The organism is Ruegeria sp. CDSC045 (assembly GCF_059610725.1).
In genome coordinates, this window is the sequence record NZ_JBXWOE010000001.1 from 410,144 (window position 1) to 430,558 (window position 20,415).

At 55.5% G+C, this 20,415-nt stretch carries 23 protein-coding genes and 1 other RNA gene; 19 read left to right on the top strand and 5 right to left on the bottom strand.

Annotated elements, in window-relative coordinates; translation table 11 throughout:
- Positions 1 to 100: 100 nt before the first annotated feature.
- The 4 genes from AC2FH6_RS02030 to AC2FH6_RS02045 form a co-directional block, all read right to left on the bottom strand.
- Positions 101 to 532 (bottom strand): ester cyclase, encoded by a 432-nt coding sequence (locus AC2FH6_RS02030; protein ID WP_142633933.1) that lies wholly within the window; start codon positions 530 to 532, stop codon positions 101 to 103.
- Positions 533 to 632: 100 nt separating this feature from the next.
- Positions 633 to 978, bottom strand: a transfer-messenger RNA (tmRNA) gene (gene ssrA / locus AC2FH6_RS02035).
- A gap of 37 nt (positions 979 to 1,015) precedes the next feature.
- Positions 1,016 to 1,378, bottom strand: a complete 363-nt coding sequence (locus AC2FH6_RS02040) for a DUF4345 family protein (protein ID WP_496688002.1) — start codon at positions 1,376 to 1,378, stop codon at positions 1,016 to 1,018.
- A 7-nt stretch (positions 1,379 to 1,385) separates the two neighbouring features.
- On the bottom strand, positions 1,386 to 2,120 hold the full coding sequence (locus AC2FH6_RS02045) for a FadR/GntR family transcriptional regulator (RefSeq protein WP_142633929.1): 735 nt from the start codon (positions 2,118 to 2,120) through the stop codon (positions 1,386 to 1,388).
- Between the two features lie 87 nt (positions 2,121 to 2,207).
- Between AC2FH6_RS02045 and AC2FH6_RS02050 the strand changes: the two genes are divergently transcribed.
- The 17 genes from AC2FH6_RS02050 to AC2FH6_RS02130 all read left to right on the top strand — a co-directional run bounded on the left by AC2FH6_RS02050 (position 2,208) and on the right by AC2FH6_RS02130 (position 17,998).
- Positions 2,208 to 2,999: a DUF2182 domain-containing protein gene (locus AC2FH6_RS02050; protein WP_496688004.1), complete on the top strand. Its 792-nt coding sequence runs from the start codon at positions 2,208 to 2,210 to the stop codon at positions 2,997 to 2,999.
- A gap of 4 nt (positions 3,000 to 3,003) precedes the next feature.
- The gene (locus AC2FH6_RS02055) at positions 3,004 to 3,708 is read left to right on the top strand and encodes a DUF1326 domain-containing protein (protein WP_281994647.1); all 705 of its coding nucleotides are present in this window, start codon (positions 3,004 to 3,006) and stop codon (positions 3,706 to 3,708) included.
- A 140-nt stretch (positions 3,709 to 3,848) separates the two neighbouring features.
- A complete protein-coding gene (locus AC2FH6_RS02060) occupies positions 3,849 to 4,952 on the top strand; it encodes a dimethylsulfoniopropionate demethylase (RefSeq protein ID WP_496700975.1) in 1,104 nt (367 codons plus the stop codon).
- An 85-nt stretch (positions 4,953 to 5,037) separates the two neighbouring features.
- Positions 5,038 to 6,033: an acryloyl-CoA reductase gene (gene acuI / locus AC2FH6_RS02065; protein WP_496700977.1), complete on the top strand. Its 996-nt coding sequence runs from the start codon at positions 5,038 to 5,040 to the stop codon at positions 6,031 to 6,033.
- Positions 6,034 to 6,219: 186 nt separating this feature from the next.
- On the top strand, positions 6,220 to 6,783 hold the full coding sequence (gene frr, locus AC2FH6_RS02070) for a ribosome recycling factor (protein WP_142633921.1): 564 nt from the start codon (positions 6,220 to 6,222) through the stop codon (positions 6,781 to 6,783).
- A 9-nt stretch (positions 6,784 to 6,792) separates the two neighbouring features.
- Positions 6,793 to 7,524 (top strand): undecaprenyl pyrophosphate synthase, encoded by a 732-nt coding sequence (uppS, locus tag AC2FH6_RS02075; RefSeq protein ID WP_496700979.1) that lies wholly within the window; start codon positions 6,793 to 6,795, stop codon positions 7,522 to 7,524.
- Complete coding sequence (locus AC2FH6_RS02080) at positions 7,521 to 8,303, top strand: phosphatidate cytidylyltransferase (protein WP_281972132.1); 783 nt, start codon at positions 7,521 to 7,523, stop codon at positions 8,301 to 8,303. Before uppS ends, AC2FH6_RS02080 begins: the two co-directional genes overlap by 4 nt.
- Positions 8,303 to 9,478, top strand: a complete 1,176-nt coding sequence (dxr, locus tag AC2FH6_RS02085) for a 1-deoxy-D-xylulose-5-phosphate reductoisomerase (protein WP_496700256.1) — start codon at positions 8,303 to 8,305, stop codon at positions 9,476 to 9,478. The genes AC2FH6_RS02080 and dxr overlap by 1 nt, the downstream gene beginning before the upstream one ends.
- A gap of 1 nt (position 9,479) precedes the next feature.
- Positions 9,480 to 10,832, top strand: a complete 1,353-nt coding sequence (gene rseP, locus AC2FH6_RS02090; RefSeq protein ID WP_496700981.1) for an RIP metalloprotease RseP — start codon at positions 9,480 to 9,482, stop codon at positions 10,830 to 10,832.
- Positions 10,833 to 10,924: 92 nt separating this feature from the next.
- Complete coding sequence (locus AC2FH6_RS02095) at positions 10,925 to 11,053, top strand: hypothetical protein (protein ID WP_271947040.1); 129 nt, start codon at positions 10,925 to 10,927, stop codon at positions 11,051 to 11,053.
- Positions 11,054 to 11,181: 128 nt separating this feature from the next.
- Positions 11,182 to 13,542: an outer membrane protein assembly factor BamA gene (gene bamA / locus AC2FH6_RS02100; RefSeq protein ID WP_496700983.1), complete on the top strand. Its 2,361-nt coding sequence runs from the start codon at positions 11,182 to 11,184 to the stop codon at positions 13,540 to 13,542.
- A 6-nt stretch (positions 13,543 to 13,548) separates the two neighbouring features.
- Entirely contained in the window at positions 13,549 to 14,133 is a 585-nt protein-coding gene (locus tag AC2FH6_RS02105; RefSeq protein WP_496700985.1) for an OmpH family outer membrane protein, read from the top strand.
- 72 nt (positions 14,134 to 14,205) lie between these two features.
- Positions 14,206 to 14,679, top strand: a complete 474-nt coding sequence (gene fabZ, locus AC2FH6_RS02110) for a 3-hydroxyacyl-ACP dehydratase FabZ (protein WP_496691266.1) — start codon at positions 14,206 to 14,208, stop codon at positions 14,677 to 14,679.
- Positions 14,676 to 15,461, top strand: coding sequence for an acyl-ACP--UDP-N-acetylglucosamine O-acyltransferase (lpxA, locus tag AC2FH6_RS02115; protein WP_271947043.1), 786 nt, complete (start codon positions 14,676 to 14,678; stop codon positions 15,459 to 15,461). The genes fabZ and lpxA overlap by 4 nt, the downstream gene beginning before the upstream one ends.
- Positions 15,462 to 15,465: 4 nt before the next feature.
- A complete protein-coding gene (locus AC2FH6_RS02120) occupies positions 15,466 to 16,260 on the top strand; it encodes an LpxI family protein (RefSeq protein WP_142633903.1) in 795 nt (264 codons plus the stop codon).
- Positions 16,260 to 17,417 carry a lipid-A-disaccharide synthase gene (lpxB, locus tag AC2FH6_RS02125; RefSeq protein ID WP_496700987.1) on the top strand — a complete coding sequence of 386 codons (1,158 nt, stop codon included), beginning with the start codon at positions 16,260 to 16,262 and terminating at the stop codon, positions 17,415 to 17,417. The genes AC2FH6_RS02120 and lpxB overlap by 1 nt, the downstream gene beginning before the upstream one ends.
- The gene (locus AC2FH6_RS02130) at positions 17,417 to 17,998 is read left to right on the top strand and encodes a hypothetical protein (RefSeq protein ID WP_271947048.1); all 582 of its coding nucleotides are present in this window, start codon (positions 17,417 to 17,419) and stop codon (positions 17,996 to 17,998) included. Before lpxB ends, AC2FH6_RS02130 begins: the two co-directional genes overlap by 1 nt.
- Here AC2FH6_RS02130 and mnmA read toward each other — a convergent pair.
- Positions 17,995 to 19,140 carry a tRNA 2-thiouridine(34) synthase MnmA gene (gene mnmA / locus AC2FH6_RS02135; protein WP_496700989.1) on the bottom strand — a complete coding sequence of 382 codons (1,146 nt, stop codon included), beginning with the start codon at positions 19,138 to 19,140 and terminating at the stop codon, positions 17,995 to 17,997. The two genes, AC2FH6_RS02130 and mnmA, sit on opposite strands and share 4 nt — an antisense overlap.
- 129 nt (positions 19,141 to 19,269) lie before the next feature.
- On the opposite strand from mnmA, the gene sciP reads away from it, so the two are divergent.
- On the top strand, positions 19,270 to 19,563 hold the full coding sequence (sciP, locus tag AC2FH6_RS02140; RefSeq protein ID WP_281994636.1) for a CtrA inhibitor SciP: 294 nt from the start codon (positions 19,270 to 19,272) through the stop codon (positions 19,561 to 19,563).
- 82 nt (positions 19,564 to 19,645) lie between these two features.
- Positions 19,646 to 20,362, top strand: coding sequence for a response regulator transcription factor CtrA (ctrA, locus tag AC2FH6_RS02145; RefSeq protein ID WP_496691262.1), 717 nt, complete (start codon positions 19,646 to 19,648; stop codon positions 20,360 to 20,362).
- The last annotated feature ends 53 nt before the right edge of the window (positions 20,363 to 20,415 follow it).

Consider the following 20,415-nt stretch of genomic DNA (forward strand, 5'->3'; position numbering starts at 1 on the left):
GCGAAACTTGGGCTGTCGCCTCACGGGGCGTTCGCAATCTTACCCCATAGGCTTTGCTACCGCGACAGGCCGGTCGGGGTCAAGATTGCGAGCTCATTTCCTAGGCCCAGTCCAGCCGTTGACCAGTCATGCATACGGGCAGGGTGTCCTTGGGAAACTGACCAAGCTGTTCAAATAAGGAAATGAAGTCAAACTGGTTATACGCCTCGACAATACGACCTTCTTTAATGCGGCCAATCATACTGCCAGAGGCCTGCAGTGGTGCGCCGTTATCGGCGCGTGTTGTGCTGACCTGCAATATCGCCGATACCCAATCGCCATTTTCGATGATTTTGGGCAGCTCAACATGGATATCGCCCAGAATGTGGCGAAACGCCATGACCAGATCCCGAAAATCATCGGCCCCCACCTGCATTTCCGGAATCAGTCCTTCGGCTGTCGTTTCCGGCGCGAAATACCGATCAATCGCATCGGTATTTCCGTTTTCCCAAACCTCTGAATACCATTCTCTGAGTATATCTGCGTGTGACATCCCAGCTCTCCTTTTCCTCACGGGCCGAGCATGACGCGAATGAGTGAACAAACTCTGAACGTGAACACAGACAGGGTTAAACAGCAGACATTTAAGGGAAAATGCAGGTTTCTGTTGCCAGGTACCTGCGAACCCCGCCTTACGCTGCTAGGCGCAAGGGCTTAAGTTTCGGTCTTGCTACTGCTTACGCAGCAACTGCAACCGGAGCACGATTGTCATTTGCAATTGTACTGTTTGGGCCGGTACGGTGGCACCCCGCCGAGACAAAGCTAACCCCTTTAGACGTTCGTCGATCCTATTTCGGCCCCGCGATCCTCAAATGAAGGATGTTGGTGGAGCCGCCGGGTACCGCCCCCGGGTCCGATCCGCTTATTACGAGCGCGTTTATGTCCATAGTCCCGAAGGACATCCCTTATATAGGTGAGCCACAAGGGGAAAGCAAACCCCATACTTCAACGAAAAGACGGATTATATAATAACGTCTTAGCTTGTTCGGTTAATGTTTGCCAGGATCAGCCACAGCGCCAATATCAGCTCGATTCCCCCAAATGTCATCGCTTTGATCAAAGGGGGGTGATCCAGAATGACGGAAACAAACCGGCCCAAGGCTGCGCCGGCATAAACAACGCCCAACATCGCATAGGCCATGGGAGTGTTCAGCCAAATGACCGCAATTCCGGTGACAACAAAAAGCCCACCGACCGAAGCGCGCAATTCGCTTAACCCCATGGTGCTGTTCGTAGGCGCCAGGTCCAGCGAGGCCGCGGTCCAAGCGGGTGCTAGAAACCCAAAGAGGCCGAAACCGATTGTCAGAACCGCCGCGGCAATATTCAAAATCGACGTCATTGTACCCTCATTCGGTTGGTTTGCGCCGCTGTTTGGCGACGTCCAGGGCAAGCTTACGGGTATAAGCTTCGAGATCCACCAGTGCTGAATCTACCGCAGCAGCGTCCCGCCGATCCAAAGCATCGGCAATCTGGTTGTGCAATACGATGATCTCTTCTCGGGACCGCGCCGTAAACGTGATCATGTTCATCAAAGGCTGCATCGCCTCGACGGCGCCGGCCAGTTGATAGGACAACACCGGATTGCCGGCCCCATCGACCAATGCCCGGTGAAAGGTCACATCCGAGGCGCAAAAGGCTTCGTCTGTCAGCCCGGGTTGAGCCTGCCGAAATATCTCGGCACGCATCGTCGCCAGATGATCCGCCGTCCTGCGTTCGGCTGACAAAGTTGCGCAGGCGCGTTCCAGCGAATACCGAGCCTCGCAAGCCGTTTCAAAACTGACCGCGTTCATGGACAGCAGCAACGTGGATGTGGTGATCTGTTGGGAATACGCATCCTGATAGCTCAGCCGGTTGACAAATGCTCCGCCCGTCGCGCCACGTTGGGTGCGGATCAGGGACTGTGCCGCAAGGCGTTTAAGGGCCTCACGCACGGTTGGTCGGGACACCTGAAACTGGTCGGACAGTTCCGCCTCAGAAGGCAGGCGTTCATCTACAATCAACCGACCCGATATGATCGCATCTCGGATTGATTGGGCGATCTGAACCGAAAGATCAGCAGGTTTCTTGGGGTCGATTTTCATTTTGAGCAGGGCCGCAGGCAAATTTTCATTTGTCTGACATTTAAAAGTCTGACATTTGAATTGCAAGGACTGAGTCGGGAGGAACAAGTGAGTCGCGCAGTTCTACGTAATGGGTTTTGGCTGGGATTCTACGCTCTGATCCTGTGGGCGTGGTGGATGATGTTCGTGATGAACCGCGCCATGGATCTGGATTGGATCGGCCGTCCCGGAGCAATGGGGCAGGCGATGCGCGCCATGGACCCCAGGATGGACATGTATATGCCCATGGCAGAGTTCGGCCCGCTGTTTTGGATGTGGGCCATCATGATGGCCGCAATGATGTTGCCGACCATTATTCCAACTCTGCGCAGCTACGACGATCTAATCCGCAGTGCAAATGGCACACGCTCCGGCTGGATTGGTGTCTTGATTGGCTACTTCGTGGTCTGGGTCGGGTTTGCCGCGCTCATTACCGGGGTGCAACTGGTTCTGCTGTTTGGCGGCGTTGTCGACATGCTGGGCATTGCGAAATCCGGGCTTGTTGCGGGCGGGTTGATGATCGCCGTCGGCGCCTTTCAATTCACCCGCGCCAAAGAGCTGTGCCATGGGGTCTGCCATGCCCCAATGACCTATTTTCTCGGCCATTGGAAAACCGGTTTTTCAGGCGGTTTTCGCATGGGGCTTGGCCTTGGTGCGTTCTGCGTCGGATGCTGCTGGGGCTTTATGGCGCTCGGCTTTGTGGGCGGCGTCATGAGTCTGCTGTGGATGGGTCTGGCGACCTTTTTTATGGTTCTCGAAAAACTACCCCAGATCGGTCACGTGATTACACGGCCGCTGGGATTTGCTCTTATCGCGGGCGGCTGTGCCTTGCTCGTATACCCCTTTATCTATGGAGGATAAGCTATTGGCTAAGAACAAAAAACCAGAGGCAGATCGCCTGCCGATCAGCCAACGTATCGACAGCCGCATGCCCAACCCCAAGCGGCGTGAGATGAGCCCGACGAATTGGGCGATCAAGGGAGAGCTGATCCTTAACTGCTCGTGCGATCTGTTCTGCCCCTGTGTCGTATCGCTTGGCGCGCATCCTCCGACCGAGGGTCATTGTCATGCCTGGATGGGGATTGTCATCGATGAGGGCCATTACGAGGGCGAAGATCTGTCGGGCCTCAATGTTGGCCTTCTGGTCGATATTCCGGGTCGCATGGGTGAGGGGCAGTGGAAAGTTGCCGCCTATGTCGACGAACGGGCCAGCGGTAAGGCCTATAACGGGTTGCTCCAGATATTCAGCGGTCAGGCCGGGGGCACGACCGGCTTGTTTACCATGCTGGTCAGCGAAATTATCGGGGCCGAACGTGCCCCGGTTCAGATCGAACGCGACGGGACCAAGCGCCGCATCATGATTGGTCGGAAAATCCAGGGCGAAATCGAGATGTTGGCGGGCAAAGACCCCGAGCATCCGGTGATGGTCTCAAACTCGAAATACTGGATGGGACCGGACATTATCGTGGCGCGCGGCACCAAATCCAAGGTCCGCGATTACGGTCGGGTCTGGGATTTCGGTGGAAAATCCGCCGAAATCTGCCCAATCGATTGGCAAGGGCCGAAATAATACGAAATCACAAAAGATTACGCGCAATACGTGATCTTAATTTTCAATCGCCAGACACGCCTTCGCGGCCTGTTGCACCAGATGCTGACGGGACCGCAGGCTTCGAATTGTGATCTGGCATTATGCCCGAGGAGGCTTGAGTGGCCAATATTTCCTTCTCTCGCAGGTTGCGGCGCACACCTTTTTCTGAAGGGGTCGAAGCCGCAGGCGTAAAGGCATTCACGGTTTATAACCGGATGCTATTGCCAACTGTATTCGACAGCGTCGAGGCTGATTACCGGCACTTAAAAAAGCATGTTCAGGTCTGGGATGTCTCGTGTGAGCGACAGGTTGAACTCAGAGGTCCCGACGCGGCACGCCTTATGCAAATGCTGACGCCACGCGATTTGAGAGGCATGTTGCCCGGCCAATGCTATTACGTCCCTATCGTTGATGAGACCGGTGGCATGTTGAATGATCCGGTTGCGGTGAAACTGTCCGAGGACCGCTGGTGGATCTCAATCGCGGATAGCGATTTGTTGTTATGGGTCAAAGGAATCGCGAACGGCTATCGGCTGGATATTCTGGTGGATGAGCCAGACGTCTCACCCTTGGCGGTACAGGGGCCCATGGCGGATGAACTGATGTCTCGCGTATTTGGCGAGCGCGTCAAAGACATCCGGTTTTTCAAGTTCGACATGTTCGAGTTTGCGGGCCGTGATCTGGCCATCGCAAGGTCGGGCTATTCCAAACAGGGCGGGTTCGAGATCTATGTCGAAGGCAGCGATATCGGAATGCCGCTGTGGAATGCGCTGTTTTCGGCAGGCGAGGATTTGAACGTACGCGCAGGTTGTCCCAACCTGATCGAACGCATTGAGGCTGGGTTGCTGTCCTACGGAAACGATATGACCGACGACAACACCCCACATGAATGTGGCCTGGGCAAGTTCTGTAACACACACACGGCGATTGGGTGCATTGGCCGGGACGCGTTGTTGCGGGTCGCAAAAGAAGGGCCGATCCAGCAAATCCGTCCGATTGAAATCGCTGGGCCGGCGGTGGGTGCCTGCGTTGCTCCATGGTCGGTATACGCTCAGGGGAAACGGGTTGGTCAAATCACTTCTGCCGCTTGGTCTCCGGATTTCAACACCAATGTTTCCATTGGGATGCTCAAGCTCAGCCATTGGGACGAAGGCACGAAGATAGAGGTCGAAACGCCCGACGGTATGCGTGAGGCGACTGTAAGGGAAAAATTCTGGATATGATCGCAAGCGGCGTATCGGGTTCAGAAACAGGTTATTACACGGGGTCGGGGCTGTACTCTGACGTCCAAAACAGGAGGACATTTTGATGTTCAACGCACTGGTGATGGAAAAAGACGAGGAAAGCGGGCTGGCCAGCCCCTCGGTTCAACAGCTTTCGGAAGGGGATCTGCCGCAGGGTGAGGTTACCGTGGCGGTTCAGTATTCAACGGTAAATTATAAGGATGGTCTTTGCCTGTCGCCCAAAGGCGGGGGGCTGGTACGCAGCTATCCGCATGTTCCTGGCATCGACTATGCGGGGACGGTCGAATCGTCTTCGGATGAGCGATATAAACCGGGTGACAAAGTGGTCCTGACCGGTTGGCGTGTCGGTGAGGCGCATTGGGGTGGGTACTCACAAAAAGCTAATGCCCGTGCCGATTGGTTGGTTCCGCTGCCCGATGGGTTGGAGCCCCGCCAGGCCATGGCCGTCGGAACCGCTGGGTTCACCGCGATGCTGGCAGTTATGGCACTTGAGGATCATGGGCTGAAACCGGGGCAGGGTCCGGTTTTGGTCACAGGGGCAGCAGGTGGTGTTGGTTCGGTCGCGACGGCGATTCTTGCCAATTTGGGATACGAAGTGGCAGCCGTCACCGGACGACCGGGAACCCGCGATTACCTGAAGTCTTTGGGCGCCACGACCATTGTGCCACGCGAAGAGTTGAACGAGACAACTAAGCGCCCCCTGGAAAGCGAGGCATGGTCTGGCTGTGTGGACGCAGTTGGCGGCGCAATGCTGGCACGCGTTCTGGGGCAGATGAAATACGGTGCCTCGGTCTCGGCCGTGGGGTTGGCTGGCGGCGCGGGCCTTCCGGCAACTGTTATCCCGTTCCTTTTACGCGGTGTGAACCTGTTGGGGATCGACAGCGTGATGCAGCCTTATGAAAATCGGCTGCGGGCCTGGCAGCGGATAGCAACCGACCTTCCGATGGACAAGCTTGAGGCGATGATCCATCCCGCAAAGCTGAGCGATCTGCCCCAATTAGGGGCGGATATCCTGCAAGGTCAGGTTAAAGGTCGTGTTGTCGTAGACGTAAACGCCTGATCCGGAATGAATATGTCTGACCGACCGCATTGATTTGCGGTCGGTTAATTTTGTAGCTGCAGGTTCGCGAAAATCCGGCAAACACCTCTGGTCAATGGCGTAAATACGGATCATCATTGCTATACATCCCAAATTGAATGGCTTATGAGCCATGCAAACAGTACCTGAAGACGGGGAGTGAGCAGAATGTCTGACGATTTCGAACTGGACACAGACGACCTGAAGCGCCGTATGGACGGCGCAATGTCAAACCTCAGAACCGAATTTGCATCGCTGCGCACCGGGCGCGCCTCGGCCTCGATGCTCGAGCCGGTGATGGTCGATGCCTATGGTTCGATGACGCCCATCAACCAGGTGGGAACGGTCAATGTGCCCGAGCCGCGTATGGTTACGGTCAATGTCTGGGATAAAGGGCTGGTCGGCAAAGTGGAAAAAGCGATCCGCGAAAGTGGGCTGGGCATCAACCCTCAGCTCAACGGAACGATCATCATGCTACCGATCCCGGAACTGAACGAAGAACGCCGTCGCGAGTTGGGCAAAGTCGCCGGGCAATATGCCGAACACGCACGCGTCTCGATCCGGAATGTGCGCCGCGACGGGATGGATCAGATCAAGAAGGCCAAGGCTGACGGTATGTCCGAAGATGACCAGAAGTTCTGGGAAAGCGAAGTGCAGGATCTAACCGACCAGATGATCAAGGTAGTAGATGCCGCGCTTGAGACCAAGCAGGCAGAAATCATGCAGGTCTGAGACCGGGTGATGCCCTCTTCCTCGCATACCATGCCCGAAAGAGGGCCCCAGCATGTCGCGATCATCATGGATGGCAATGGTCGCTGGGCGCAGGCCCGCGGGCGACCTCGCCTGTTTGGCCACCACGCCGGGGCAAGACGTGTGCGCGATGTGGTCGAGGCCTGCCCAAGGCTTGGTATTAAGTATCTGACTGTTTTTGCGTTTTCGACCGAGAACTGGAAACGCACTCAGGTCGAAGTTGCCGGTCTGATGAGCTTGTTTCGGCGCTATATTATCAAGGAAACCCGGACGCTCCGAGACTCGGGTGTTCGGGTGCGTTTCATCGGAGACAGGGTCAGGTTGGATGCCAAACTGATCGAATTGATGGATACGCTTGAGGCCGAGACCCAGGGAAATGATCTGGTTCACCTGACCATTGCGTTGAACTATGGCGGTCGGGATGAAGTCGCGCGGGCTACCAAACGTCTGGCACAGGATGTCGCTGACGGGCGATTGCATCCTGATGATGTAGACGAAGAAACGCTGCCGAAATATCTGGACACACATGTTCTTCCTGATCCTGATCTGGTGATCCGAACCAGCGGCGAGGCGCGAATTTCCAATTTTCTGCTATGGCAATCCGCCTATTCGGAATACGAATTCATCGACACGCTCTGGCCAGATTTCACTGCGGCTGAGCTTGAGCGCCTGTGCCTGAGCTATGGCAGCCGCGACCGACGGTTCGGAGCTGTACCGGCATGAGTGACGGGCGCTGGTCCGACCTGACTGCCCGCGTATTGTCGGCGGGAGTCCTTGTTGCCGTTGGCGCTGTCGAGGTCTGGCTGGGCGGTCTGTGGTTCGAAGCCTTCATTTCCATTGCTTGCGGGCTGATGACCTGGGAACTGGTCCGTATGATCGACCCGGGCAGGAAAGCTGTTGCGATCCAGCTTGCCATATTGACCGGTTTTGCGGTGGTGCTGAGTTACCATCTTCCGGCACTCTATAAACTTCCCTTCTTGCTTGCTCCGGCGCTGGTCGGGGCAGGGCAGGTCAGCCGGTACCGGGGTATCTATACTCTCTTCGCGCTGTGGATCGCTGCCGCGGGACTGGGCTTTATCTCAATCCGGACGAATATGGGATTTGTCTGGATGGTCTGGCTGATATCGGTCGTCGTCGCCACGGATGTCGCCGGATATTTTGTCGGAAAGGCATTGGGTGGACCAAAATTCTGGCCACGAGTCAGCCCGAAAAAGACGTGGTCGGGAACAGCAGGAGGCTGGGTAGCGGCTGCCATTGTTGGCTTAGCCTTTGCGGCTTACGGCGGCTTCGGAACTTGGTTCATCGTGATCTCGGTTCTGGCGTCAATGGCCAGCCAGGCCGGCGATATTGTCGAAAGCGCGGCCAAACGAAAATTCGGCGTCAAGGACAGTTCGAACCTGATTCCCGGCCATGGCGGCTTCCTTGATCGATTCGATGGGATGATGGGGGCCGCTCTGTTCGTTCTGCTTGTGGGGTTGATTTATTCCCCCGGAGCCATGTGATGCGCAAAATCTCTGTTTTTGGCGCGACGGGTTCTATCGGGCAAAACACGATAGATCTGATTGACCGAAATCCATCAGCGTATGATGTTGTCGCCCTGACCGGTGGAGCCAATATCGAACAACTTGCGCGTGACGCCAAACGTTTGAAGGCGGATATCGCGATTACAGCCCATCCAGACCGGCTTGAGGACCTGCGAGTGGCCTTGGCCGGTTCTGATGTCGAGGTCGCCGCCGGGGCGAATGCTCTGGCCGAAGCTGCGGCGCGACCGGCTGACTGGGTCATGTCTGCCATCGTTGGGGCTGCGGGGTTGCAACCAGGGCTGACGGCGCTTGAACAGGGCGCGACGCTGGCTTTGGCGAATAAAGAAACGCTTGTCTGCGCGGGTTCTTTGGTTCTGGATACTGCCCGAAAGCACAATGCCCGATTGCTACCAGTGGACAGCGAACATTCTGCCGTTTTTCAGGCTCTGGTCGGTGAAGATATGGCATCGGTCGAGCGTATCATCATCACTGCCAGCGGCGGCGCCTTCCGGGATTGGCCACTGAGCAAATTGGCCTCGGCCACGGTTGAGCAGGCCTCGAGCCACCCGAACTGGAATATGGGGCAGCGGATCACGATTGATAGCGCTTCGATGTTTAACAAGGCGCTCGAGGTGATCGAAACACGCGAATTCTTCGGAATATCCCCGGATATGATCGAAGTGATTGTGCATCCGGAATCCATCGTTCATGCGATGGTCGGGTTTAACGATGGAGCGGTTATGGCCCATATGGGCGCGCCAGATATGCGCCACGCGATCGGATATGCCCTGAATTGGCCAAAACGTCAGACCCTTCCGGTCGAAAGGCTGAACCTTGCAAAGCTGGGACAGTTGCGATTTCAGGAACCAGACGAAAACCGATATCCGGCTTTGCGGTTAGCGCGCGACGTCATGGAGCGGGGCGGGCTGTCCGGAGCGGTTTTCAACGGAGCCAAAGAATGTGCACTCGACCATTTCATTGCAGGTCGCATTGGTTTTCTTGATATGGCAGACATCGTGGCCGCCGTCTTGGATCGTTTCGATGCACAAGACAACCATATTGACGCCCCAATGACCCTTGATAACGTGCTGCAAACCGACCATCTGGCACGTATATGGGTCGATAACGCCGTTGCGCAACGAGCAGGAAAATAAATTGGACGTACTCTCACTGATCCCACAGTTCGGCAATTTGATTTACACCATATTCGCCTTTGTGATCGCGTTATCCGCCATCGTAGCCGTACATGAATACGGGCATTACATCGTTGGCCGTTGGTCCGGCATCTACGCCGAAGTGTTCTCAATCGGTTTCGGTCCCGTACTCTGGAGCCGTATCGACAAAAGAGGAACGCGCTGGCAGATCGCAGCGCTTCCATTTGGCGGGTATGTCAAGTTTTTGGGTGACGCCAATGCAGCATCCGGCAAAGACGAAGCGGCTATGTCTGAAATTTCTGAGCAAAGCCCGGAGGAGCTGCGCCGCACAATGCATGGCGCGCCACTTTGGGCCAGGACGGCAACTGTTGCGGCAGGGCCAATCTTTAATTTCGCAATGTCGATACTGGTCTTTGCCCTAATTTTCTTTACGCAAGGCGCAACCAGAGACCCTCTGACCGTTGGGTCTCTGCATCCTTTGCCGGGGACAGTTCAAGAGCTGCGTGAAGGTGATGAAATCCTCGCGATTGCAGGTATTGACCTGCCAGATTTCGAGCAAGAAGGATCGTGGAGCGAGTTCGTAGACTCTTTGCCCGTTGACCCCGTTCTTGATTACACAGTTCTTCGTGACGGTGACACATTGGACGTTTCCGCACCTTGGCTGTTCCCCCCCCTGATTCAACAGGTTGTTCCGCGCAGTGCAGCAATGGATATCAGCCTGGCACAGGGGGATGTCATAACAGCGGTTAACGGCGAACCGGTTTATGCCTTTGAACAGCTCAAGGACCATGTGGAAGGCTCTGATGGGCGGCCACTGCTGTTGAATGTCTGGCGTGACGGAGCGGAACTGGAGTTTGCCCTGGCTCCACGCCGCACGGATGAGCCGCAGTCTGATGGTGGTTTTGTAACGCATTGGAGGATCGGGATCGTCGGCGGCATGATGCTAGAACCTGCAACCGAAAGGGCGGGCTTCCTGACATCTCTCGGCGGTGGTGTGCGACAAACATTGCGTATCATTGACGGGTCTCTTTCAGGTATCTGGCACATGGTGACCGGAGCGATCAGCACCTGCAACATGTCCGGCCCGATCGGAATCGCCGAAACCTCGGGTGCGATGGCCAGCCAGGGGGCGCAGAACTTCATCTTCTTTATCGCCGTTCTGTCAACTGCTGTCGGTTTGCTGAACCTGTTTCCGATTCCGGCTTTGGATGGAGGGCACTTGGTATTTTACGCATATGAGGCCATCTCGGGGAAACCACCCAGCGACAAAGCGCTGCGGATTTTGATGGGCATCGGAGTGTCAATCATTCTGGCTCTGATGCTGTTTTCCGTCTCAAATGACCTGTTCTGTTGATTTGGGCGGAGCTTGCACAATCTAGTCGCAATTCCGCCCCAATTCCCTCATAGGATGTGTTCGTTTCATAATTTTGTCTGTCAGAGGCGATCATGGCGAATGCTATCAAAAAATCATATCGCAGCTTTAGCTTCCTGCTTGCGCTGAACTGGGACTCGATCTTGTTTTTCGGCGCGACTGCGTTGGCTATGGGTGGATGCGCTTATCTGATCACCATGTGATTCTGTTCCTTTCTTTTTATTTGCTGAACAGCGGCCCATTGGGCCGCTTTCTGTTTTTCGGCTTTTGACAAGGCCAGACAATCCCGTTACTCAGCTTTAAAGTCTTAAAATTCTGGGTAGAGAAAAATATGACCGACAGGCGAGGCGCAGGCACATCCTGCGGGGGGCAAAAGCCGGTAAACAAGATTTTGTGGCAGGCCCTAACATTCTTTTTCTTATTTGCCACAGTTAGTTTGCTGTCACTGCCGCAGGCTGCTCATGCGCAAAGCTACACCATCAACTCGTTCGAAGTTGAGGGGAACAGGCGCATCGAGACATCGACAATCATTGCACGTTCGGGAATCGAACCTGGGCAGACGGTGACAGCTGGACAACTCAACGATGCCTTCCAACGGCTGCTTGACAGTGGTGTTTTTGAAACAGTCGATTTGACCCCTCGTGGCAGCACTTTGGTCATCAAAGTTCAGGAATATCCTACGATCAACCAGATCAGCATCGAGGGTAACAAGAGGCTTAAGGATGAGCTGTTGCTCAATGCCGTTTCGTCTCAGCCCCGCCGGGTCTTTACACCTCAGGTCGCTGAAGCTGACGCAGACATGATTGCCGAAATCTATTTGGCTCAAGGACGTGTTGCAGCAACCGTCATCCCCAGAATCATCCGCCGCAGCGACAATCGGGTAGACCTCGTTTTTGAAATCTCCGAAGGTACGACGATCGAGGTTGAGCGCGTAAGCTTTGTTGGCAACCGGGCCTATTCCGACCGGCGTCTGCGCCGTGTGCTTGAAACCAAGCAAGCCAATTTCCTGCGTACGTTCCTGCGGGGCGATACTTTTATCGCTGACCGGATCGAGTTCGACAAACAAGTCATCCGTGATTTCTACTTGTCGCGTGGCTATGTCGATTTCCGCGTCAACAGCGCCAATGTTGAATTCACGCGTGAGCGCGACGCGTTTTTCCTGGTGATGAATGTAACCGAAGGTCAGAAATTCTCATTCGGCAAGATCACCACCGTGAGCGAAATACCCGGTGTGGATGCGGCCGAATATCAGGCCGCACTCAAGGTCAAGCCGGGTGTCACCTATTCTCCTTCACTGGTCGAAAACTCTATCGCCAGGCAAGAGCGTTTGGGCATTCGGCAAGGGGTGGACTTTCTGCGGGTTGAGCCGCGCGTCACGCGCAATGCACGTGATCTGACGCTGGATGTTGAATTCGTTCTGACCAAAGGACCGCGTATCTTTGTCGAGCGTATCGACATCGAGGGCAACACCACCACGCTTGACCGCGTGATCCGTCGTCAATTCGACACCGTCGAGGGTGATCCTTTCAACCCGCGTGAAATCCGGCAGGCGGCTGAACGTATCCGGGCATTGGGCTATTTCGCCGTCGCTGATGTTGAACCGCGCGAGGGTTCGACGCCCAGCCAAGTGATCGTGGATGTCGACGTCGAAGAACAGCCAACAGGCTCGCTCAGCCTCGGTGGTAGCTACTCGATCTCTGACGGTTTCGGCATTGCGATCGGCCTAAGTGAGTCAAACTTCCTAGGCCGTGGACAGACCGTCGGGGTTACGATTTCGACCGCGCAGGATTCAGAAGAGTACTCCCTGAATTTCACCGAACCCTATCTTTTGGGCCGCAAGCTTCGCTTTGATCTTGGTCTGGGTTTGGCGTCGACCGACTCCAGTTTTGCCAGCTATAACACCGAGCGTGTGTTCTTTAACCCTCAGTTGAGCTATGCGATCGGAGAGCTGTCTTCGTTGCGCGTACGCTATGCCTGGGAAAACAGCGAGATGAAGCAGCAGGACAACGAGGCAAACGGCGCGGTCATCGCCTCTGAGATTGATCAGGGTGAACGCACGACCAGTTCTCTGGGTGTGTCCTATGTATATGACAGCCGCCTTGGTGGGCTTAACCCCAATGCCGGTGTTTTGTTTGAGGTTGGCCTGGATGCCGCTGGGCTGGGTGGGGACAACAAGTTCTACAAAACCAGCGCACGCGGGATTGCCCAAACACGCGTTCTGAGTGAAGAAGTCGTTCTTCGTGCATCGCTTGAAATGGGTGCAATGCACTGGACTGGCAACGATTTCAGCCGGACGTTGGATCGCTTTGTGTTGGGCCCCAATAAATTCCGCGGGTTCGAGCCAGCGGGTTTGGGGCCACGGGATCTGTCAAATGGTCAGGATGACGCTATCGGCGGGAATTACTATTGGGTCGCGCGTCTGGAGTCGGACTTTCCTCTGGGCCTGCCCGAAGAATTGGGCCTGCGTGGAGGCGTGTTCTATGATTTCGGTAACCTGTACAATATCGACGATGTAAACACTTCGGGTGCCAACATTGTTGGTGCGGATGGGTCTATCCGTCATGTTCTGGGTGTTGCAGTCCTATGGGAAACACCGTTTGGCCCACTGCGCTTTAACTTTTCGCAAGCGCTCAAGAAAGAGGACTTTGACAAGGAACAGAATTTCGACCTGACCATTCAGGCGAGGTTCTGATCTCGGATGCGAGGTAGTCTTCAAACCTATATGCAGGGCCCCATTCGGGCCCTGTGTCTTTTTCTGACCTTAACCCTGGCAGGACCGGTTACCGGACAGCAGCTTGGCGTGACACAAGCCAGCGTCCTGACAATCTCCAGCGAACGGCTGTTTTCTGACTCGGCGTTTGGACGTCGCATTCTCAGTGAGATCGAAGCAGAGGGGACTCTGCTGGCTGCCGAGAACGAGCGGATCGTTGCAGAGCTCAGCGCGGAGGAGAAGGACCTCACCGAAAAGCGCGCCTCTCTGTCTGCTGAAGAATTTCGTCCCCTCGCAGAGGCGTTCGACAGAAAGGTTCAGAACCACCGAGAAGGGCAGCGCGCCAAGCTTGATGCCCTTGCGCGTCGCAGTGAAGATGCACAACAGATGTTTTTTGAACTCGCCCGCCCAGTATTGATCGATCTTTTGCGCGAATCTGGCGCCTCGGTCATTATTCAACGCTCCAGCGTGTTTCTCAGTTCGGATCTGTCCGATGTGACAGATGCCGCCATCACCCGAATTGATACAGCCATTGGTGATGGAACAACACTTGACGAAGGTACAGGCGAATAGGTTTGCTTGCCCTCGGGTCGCGGTGTTGCTAACCACATTGAAAAGAGAAATCCAGAACAGGATATCAGAACTATGAGCACGGACACCAAAAGCGCCGACATTCAGCTGATTCAACGGATATTGCCGCACCGCTATCCGTTTCTGCTGGTCGACAAGGTGGTCGAGATTTCAGGCTATCAGTCAGCGGTCGGCATCAAGAACGTCACTATGAACGAGCCGCATTTCCAGGGCCATTTTCCTGGTACACCGATCATGCCTGGTGTGACCATTGTTGAAGCAATGGCGCAGACCGCAGGTGTTATGCTTGGCGTTGGGATGGATGTCATCGACAGCGACTTGTTGATCTATTTCATGAATATCGACAAGTGCAAGTTCCGCCGCAAAGTCGTGCCCGGTGACGTGCTCGAGATGCATGTTGAAACTGTGCGCGGCAAGAAGGGTGGCAAGATTTTCAAGTTCTCTGGCAGGGCCACGGTTGATGGAGAGGTCGCAGCCGAAGCTGAGTTCTCAGCCTATGTTGATTGGGACATGGAAAAGACAACATGAGTGGCATTCACCCTAGCGCAATCATCGAAGACGGTGCTCAGATCGGAGAGGGCTGTGTCATCGGCCCTTTTTGTTTTGTTGGTTCAAGGGTGCGGTTGAAAGACCGGGTAGAACTGAAATCGCATGTTGTTGTTACCGGTGACACCGAGGTGGATGAAGACACCATAATCTTCAATTTTTCGGTCATCGGTGAAATCCCGCAAGACCTTAAGTTCGGCGGTGAAGATACGCGGCTGGAAATTGGCAAACGAAATCGTATCCGTGAACATGTAACAGTGAATTCTGGAACAGACGGCGGTGGCGGTGTAACCCGGATTGGCGATGACTGTTTGCTGATGGCTGGTGTTCACGTGGCTCACGACGTTCAGATTGGCAATCGCGTGATCATGGTGAACCATTCTGGTGCCGCGGGACATTGCATTATCGAAGACGATGTTATCGTCGGTGGGATTTCGGGTTTGCATCAATGGGTTCGTGTGGGCCGAGGGGCGATTATCGGCGCGCTGACGATGGTGCCCAACGACGTGATTCCTTATGGGCTTGTTCAAGCGCCTCGCGGCGAGCTGGACGGCCTGAATCTTGTTGGCCTCAAACGGCGCGGAGTCGCACGGGCTGATATTTCAGCTTTACGCGCAGCGTTTCGCGAATTGTCCGATGGTGACGGAACTTTTATGGACCGCGCCAAGCGCTTGGGTGAAGATGCCGAAAGCGAATATGTCCGCGAAATCGTCAATTTCGTAACCGGCGATTCGGATCGGTCCTTTCTGACACCGAGGAAGTAACATCATGTTGGCACTGATCGCGGGAACAGGTGTGTTGCCGGACGAAGTGGTTTCCTGTCTGGCTGAACGGCCCTTGATCTGCGCGATGGAAGGCTTTGCCCCGGATACTCTGTCTGCTGACATCGTTTTCCCGCTGGAACAGCTTGGATCATTCATCGCGGATCTCAAAACCCGTGGCGTAACTGAAATCTGTATGGCCGGAGCGGTTAAACGTCCCGCCGTTGACCCGTCGCGCATTGATGCCGCGACGATGCCGTTGGTGCCTATTCTGGTGCAGGCGATTCAATCCGGCGATGACGGCGCATTACGGGCTGTCATTGGGATATTCGAAAACTCAGGCCTGAATGTCCGTGCCGCGCATGAGATTGCGCCTGAACTGCTGCCTCCGCTTGGTTGTTTGACAGAAGCACAGCCCTCAGACGCGGATCGCGCAGATGCGGATCGGGCATCCAGTATCCTGCGTGCCATGGGGGCAGCTGATATCGGCCAGGCCTGTGCAGTTTCCAAAGGGCAGGCTTTGGCGATCGAAGGGATTTTTGGCACCGCATGGATGCTCGAGTCTCTGACTCAACGGCCCGATGCGGGGGGTGGGGTGCTTTTCAAGGGTCCAAAGCCTGATCAGGACTTTCGCGCGGATCTGCCAGCTATTGGACCTGAAACCATTTCCAGCGCCGTCGCAGCTGGTTTGTCCGGGATCGTGATCGAAAAGGGCGGGGTGCTTGTATTGCAGCGACAACGTGTAATTGCTGAGTGCGATCGCCTGGGTTTGTTCCTTTATGTGCGTGAGCGAACCAACTGATGCGGGTGTTTCTGGTCGCCGGCGAACCTTCGGGCGATCGATTGGGCGGCGCGTTGATGGAAGGGCTACGTGCCCTTGTCCCAGATGTTACATTCGACGGGGTCGGCGGACCATTGATGCAGGCCCAGGGTCTGAACAGCCGCTTTCCGATGTCCGAATTGTCAGTGATGGGCCTGATCGAGGTATTGCCAAAATTCTTTCACCTCAAGCGCCGGATATCTGAGACAGCGCAGGCCGTGCTGGACACCAAACCTGACATATTGATCACCATCGACAGTCCGGACTTCTCGTTGCGCGTTGCCAAGTTGGTCAAAGCAGCAAGCGATACTCGAACCGTCCACTATGTGGCCCCCAGCGTTTGGGCCTGGCGACCGGGGCGTGCGGATAAGATGGCCAAGGTCATCGACCATGTGCTGGCGTTGCTTCCGTTTGAGCCGCCCTATATGGAACGCGCCGGGATGGAATGTGATTTTGTTGGCCATCCGGTTGCAAGCGAACCCATCGCGTCTGATCGCGATATCCAGGAGTTTCGCGCCGCCTATGATCTTGGGGATGCTCCGCTGGTTCTTGCCTTGCCGGGGTCGCGCAAGGGTGAGGTTGACCGTCTGGCCCCTGTATTCGGTCAGGCCTTGGGGCAGTTCCTAGCCGACCGGCCGGGTACGCGGGTTATTGTTCCGGCGGTTGCGCATATGGTCGAGGCCGTAACCGAACATCTGCAGACATGGCCAGGCAATCCCGTCGTGATCGACCCGCGCAATGTTCCGACCGAAGAGGCGGTTCAGCAGAAACGCGCAGCCTTTGCCGCAGCGGACCTTGCTCTGGCGGCATCGGGTACCGTGTCGCTTGAACTTGCAGCCCAGGCAACACCCATGGTGATTGCCTACCGCCTCAGCTGGCTGACCCAGAAACTGGCAGTACGTATGGTCAATCTGGACACGGTTACATTGGTCAATCTTGTCTCGGAAACGCGTTCCATCCCGGAATGCCTGCTGGATGACTGCCTGCCGGACAAGATTGCCGTAGCGCTACGAGAGGTCGCCCTGAAACCTGACGCGCAGCGCAGCGCGATGGATCTGACAATGGAGCGCCTGGGCCGTGGCGGCGACGCCCCTGGTTTCAGAGCTGCAAAGGCCGTGTTGGCCAGAATGCCGTCCTGATGGCCGAGTTCATCCTCTTTGGTTTTTCAGCCTTTCTGGCATTGATACTGACCAATCTGGATAATCTTGCCGCCTTGGTGGCGCTGATCTTGGTGTCAGGGGACAAGCGGGCCGTCTTTGGCTTTCTGTTCGCACAGGGCTTGGTGATTTCGGCGTCCTTGCTGTTCGCCATGGGGATCGAGGGCGTAATACCGGGCTGGGCCGGGTATCTGGGGATGATCCCGCTGACACTGGGCTGTCTGGCCGCCATCCGCCAATGGCGCGGGCAGGGCGTCGACACTCCTGCGCATCTCGAAGCCGGAGCATCAATTTTGGTGACAACCTTACTGTTTACCAGCCTGTCGATGGACACTTTGGCCGTTCTGGCGCCGTTATTGGCGGATTCAACGCCAGGCTTTCGGATCGCCGGAGCCTTCGGCGCAGGGCTTGCCGTGGTAGGATTGGCCACGCTGGCGCTGCTGGGCGCCAAATCTCCGCTCATCAGTGGTCGCATCGCGCGCAAGCTTGAGATGCTTGTTCCTTACGTGATGATCTGCGCTGGCCTTTATATTCTCAGCAACTCGTGGACTGACGCAGTTTAATATCCGCGCCAAATCCAGCCGCCGCCAAAGATGCGGCTGCCTTCGGACGCATAGAAAACACAGGCCTGACCGGGCGACACACCTTCTTCCGGGGTCAGCAACTCGACCTCTGCCGTGGTGTCCGAAAGCGGGCGGATGATGGCCTCACGCGGGGGGCGGGTCGAGCGAACCTTGACCAGGACGTGCCATTCATCGCGTGACGTAAACGGCTCATCACCCAGCCAGTTGATCTCACGCACCGGAATGGTGCGGGTGGCCAACATTTCTTTGGGGCCAACCACAACCTGTTTTTTGTCGACATCCAGTTTCACCACGTAAAGCGGATCGCTGAGGCCTCCGATACCAAGCCCGCGGCGCTGACCAATGGTATAGTGGATTACCCCGTTATGCTGGGCCAGCACACGACCATCCGCATGAACGATCTCACCCGGTTCCGCCGCGCCGGGGCGCAGCTTTTCGATTACGCTGGCATAGTTGCCGTTGGGCACGAAACAGATGTCCTGACTGTCGGGCTTGTCGGCAACAGCCAGCCCATATTGCGCAGCCATTTCGCGCGTCGCGTCCTTGGAAGGCAGGTGGCCCAGCGGAAAGCGCAGGAAATCCAGCTGTTCCGGTGTCGTCGAGAACAGGAAATAGGATTGATCGCGGTTGGCATCCTCGGCGCTGTGCAATTCCGGCCCGTTGGGGCCTGTCTTGCGCTGAATATAGTGGCCGGTGGCCATGCAATCAGCCTCAAGATCCTTGGCGGTTTCCAGCAGGTCCTTGAATTTCACCCGTTCGTTACAGCGAATGCAGGGAACCGGCGTCGCACCGGCCAGATAGCTGTCGGCGAATTCGTCGATCACGGCGTCCTTGAAGATGTTCTCATAATCCAGAACGTAATGCGGAAACCCGCGTTCCTCGGCCACGCGGCGCGCATCGTGAATGTCGATACCTGCACAGCAGGCCCCCTTTTTGGCCAGCGCAGCACCGTGGTCATACAGCTGCAGGGTGACGCCGATGACGTCATACCCCTGATCCGCCAAATGCGCGGCCACGACCGAGCTGTCCACGCCTCCGGACATGGCAACTACCACCCGCGTTTCAGACGGGGGCTTGGCAAAGCCAAGAGAGTTCAGCGGTGTCTCGGTGTCGAGGGCCATGACGGTTCCAGTACGGGTTAAGAAAGACCGGCAGAATATAGGAAAATTCTAGATACTCTCAAGGGGCGGTTTCACAACACATTAAGTAGCATGGTGTCAGCTTTGTCGCAGCACGAAGAGGACCGAAAGATGTATTTGCACAAAGTAGAGGGGCCCAGGTCGGTAACCCTGCCGGATGGAACGGTTTTATCCCGGGCTGATCTGCCGCCAAAAGAGACAACCCGCTGGGTGGCATCCCGTAAAGCGATTGTAGTCCGTGGCGTTCTTTACGGATTGATCACGCTTTCGGAAGCCAAAAACCAATATGGCCTCAGCGATGAAGAATTTAATTCCTGGGTTTCTGCGGTCGCAGAACACGGAACGGACGCTTTAAAGGTCACCACGATAAAAAAATATCGACAACCTAAAGGAGAGTGTGAATAAATGATTCAACGGTAACGTCAGATTAACCATTTTTGAGCAGGCTCGATTTTAATTGGTAAATTGAGCTGAATTGGAGCAGTAAATGCGTATACTTCTTGTCGAGGATGATCCAACCACGTCCAAAAGCATCGAACTGATGCTGACACATGCCAATCTGAACGTATATGCGACAGATTTAGGCGAAGAAGGGATCGACCTCGCAAAACTTTACGATTACGATCTGATCCTTCTTGATCTCAACCTTCCGGATATGAACGGGCATGAAGTGCTGCGCCAGTTGCGGGTTGCGCGGGTGGAAACGCCGATCCTGATCCTGTCGGGGGCCGACGATACAGAAAGTAAAATTAAAGGCTTCGGATTTGGTGCTGACGATTATCTGACCAAACCGTTCCATAGAGAAGAATTGGTTGCACGTATTCACGCCATTATTCGCCGCTCAAAAGGGCATTCTCAATCCATAATCCACACCGGGCGCGTTGCAGTGAATCTGGATGCGAAAACCGTCGAAGTGGAAGGCAAGGCCGTTCACCTGACCGGCAAAGAATATCAAATGCTCGAACTTCTGAGCCTTCGAAAGGGAACAACCCTGACTAAAGAGATGTTCCTTAACCATCTCTATGGGGGAATGGATGAGCCCGAATTGAAGATCATTGACGTCTTTATCTGCAAATTGCGCAAAAAACTTAGCAATGCCACCGACGGCGAAAATTATATCGAGACCGTCTGGGGCAGGGGGTATGTGTTGCGCGATCCTCAGAAGAACAGCGTCGATGAACCTCGCATTGCGGTTGGCGCCTAGGCGCGCAAGTTTTTCGTCGCCAAGGGTCCGGGGCGACACCCTCGCTCACTGAA

Coding starts and splice junctions, on each gene's coding strand:
- ctrA (WP_496691262.1), top strand. CDS start 19,646: ATGCGTATACTTCTTGTCGAGGATGATCCAACCACGTCCAAAAGCATC.
- fabZ (WP_496691266.1), top strand. CDS start 14,206: ATGAGCACGGACACCAAAAGCGCCGACATTCAGCTGATTCAACGGATA.
- AC2FH6_RS02045 (WP_142633929.1), bottom strand. CDS start 2,120: ATGAAAATCGACCCCAAGAAACCTGCTGATCTTTCGGTTCAGATCGCC.
- AC2FH6_RS02120 (WP_142633903.1), top strand. CDS start 15,466: ATGTTGGCACTGATCGCGGGAACAGGTGTGTTGCCGGACGAAGTGGTT.
- frr (WP_142633921.1), top strand. CDS start 6,220: ATGTCTGACGATTTCGAACTGGACACAGACGACCTGAAGCGCCGTATG.
- mnmA (WP_496700989.1), bottom strand. CDS start 19,140: ATGGCCCTCGACACCGAGACACCGCTGAACTCTCTTGGCTTTGCCAAG.
- AC2FH6_RS02080 (WP_281972132.1), top strand. CDS start 7,521: ATGAGTGACGGGCGCTGGTCCGACCTGACTGCCCGCGTATTGTCGGCG.
- AC2FH6_RS02105 (WP_496700985.1), top strand. CDS start 13,549: ATGCGAGGTAGTCTTCAAACCTATATGCAGGGCCCCATTCGGGCCCTG.
- AC2FH6_RS02040 (WP_496688002.1), bottom strand. CDS start 1,378: ATGACGTCGATTTTGAATATTGCCGCGGCGGTTCTGACAATCGGTTTC.
- AC2FH6_RS02030 (WP_142633933.1), bottom strand. CDS start 532: ATGTCACACGCAGATATACTCAGAGAATGGTATTCAGAGGTTTGGGAA.
- sciP (WP_281994636.1), top strand. CDS start 19,270: ATGTATTTGCACAAAGTAGAGGGGCCCAGGTCGGTAACCCTGCCGGAT.
- AC2FH6_RS02130 (WP_271947048.1), top strand. CDS start 17,417: ATGGCCGAGTTCATCCTCTTTGGTTTTTCAGCCTTTCTGGCATTGATA.
- uppS (WP_496700979.1), top strand. CDS start 6,793: ATGCCCTCTTCCTCGCATACCATGCCCGAAAGAGGGCCCCAGCATGTC.
- bamA (WP_496700983.1), top strand. CDS start 11,182: ATGACCGACAGGCGAGGCGCAGGCACATCCTGCGGGGGGCAAAAGCCG.
- AC2FH6_RS02095 (WP_271947040.1), top strand. CDS start 10,925: ATGGCGAATGCTATCAAAAAATCATATCGCAGCTTTAGCTTCCTGCTT.
- lpxB (WP_496700987.1), top strand. CDS start 16,260: ATGCGGGTGTTTCTGGTCGCCGGCGAACCTTCGGGCGATCGATTGGGC.
- acuI (WP_496700977.1), top strand. CDS start 5,038: ATGTTCAACGCACTGGTGATGGAAAAAGACGAGGAAAGCGGGCTGGCC.
- dxr (WP_496700256.1), top strand. CDS start 8,303: ATGCGCAAAATCTCTGTTTTTGGCGCGACGGGTTCTATCGGGCAAAAC.
- lpxA (WP_271947043.1), top strand. CDS start 14,676: ATGAGTGGCATTCACCCTAGCGCAATCATCGAAGACGGTGCTCAGATC.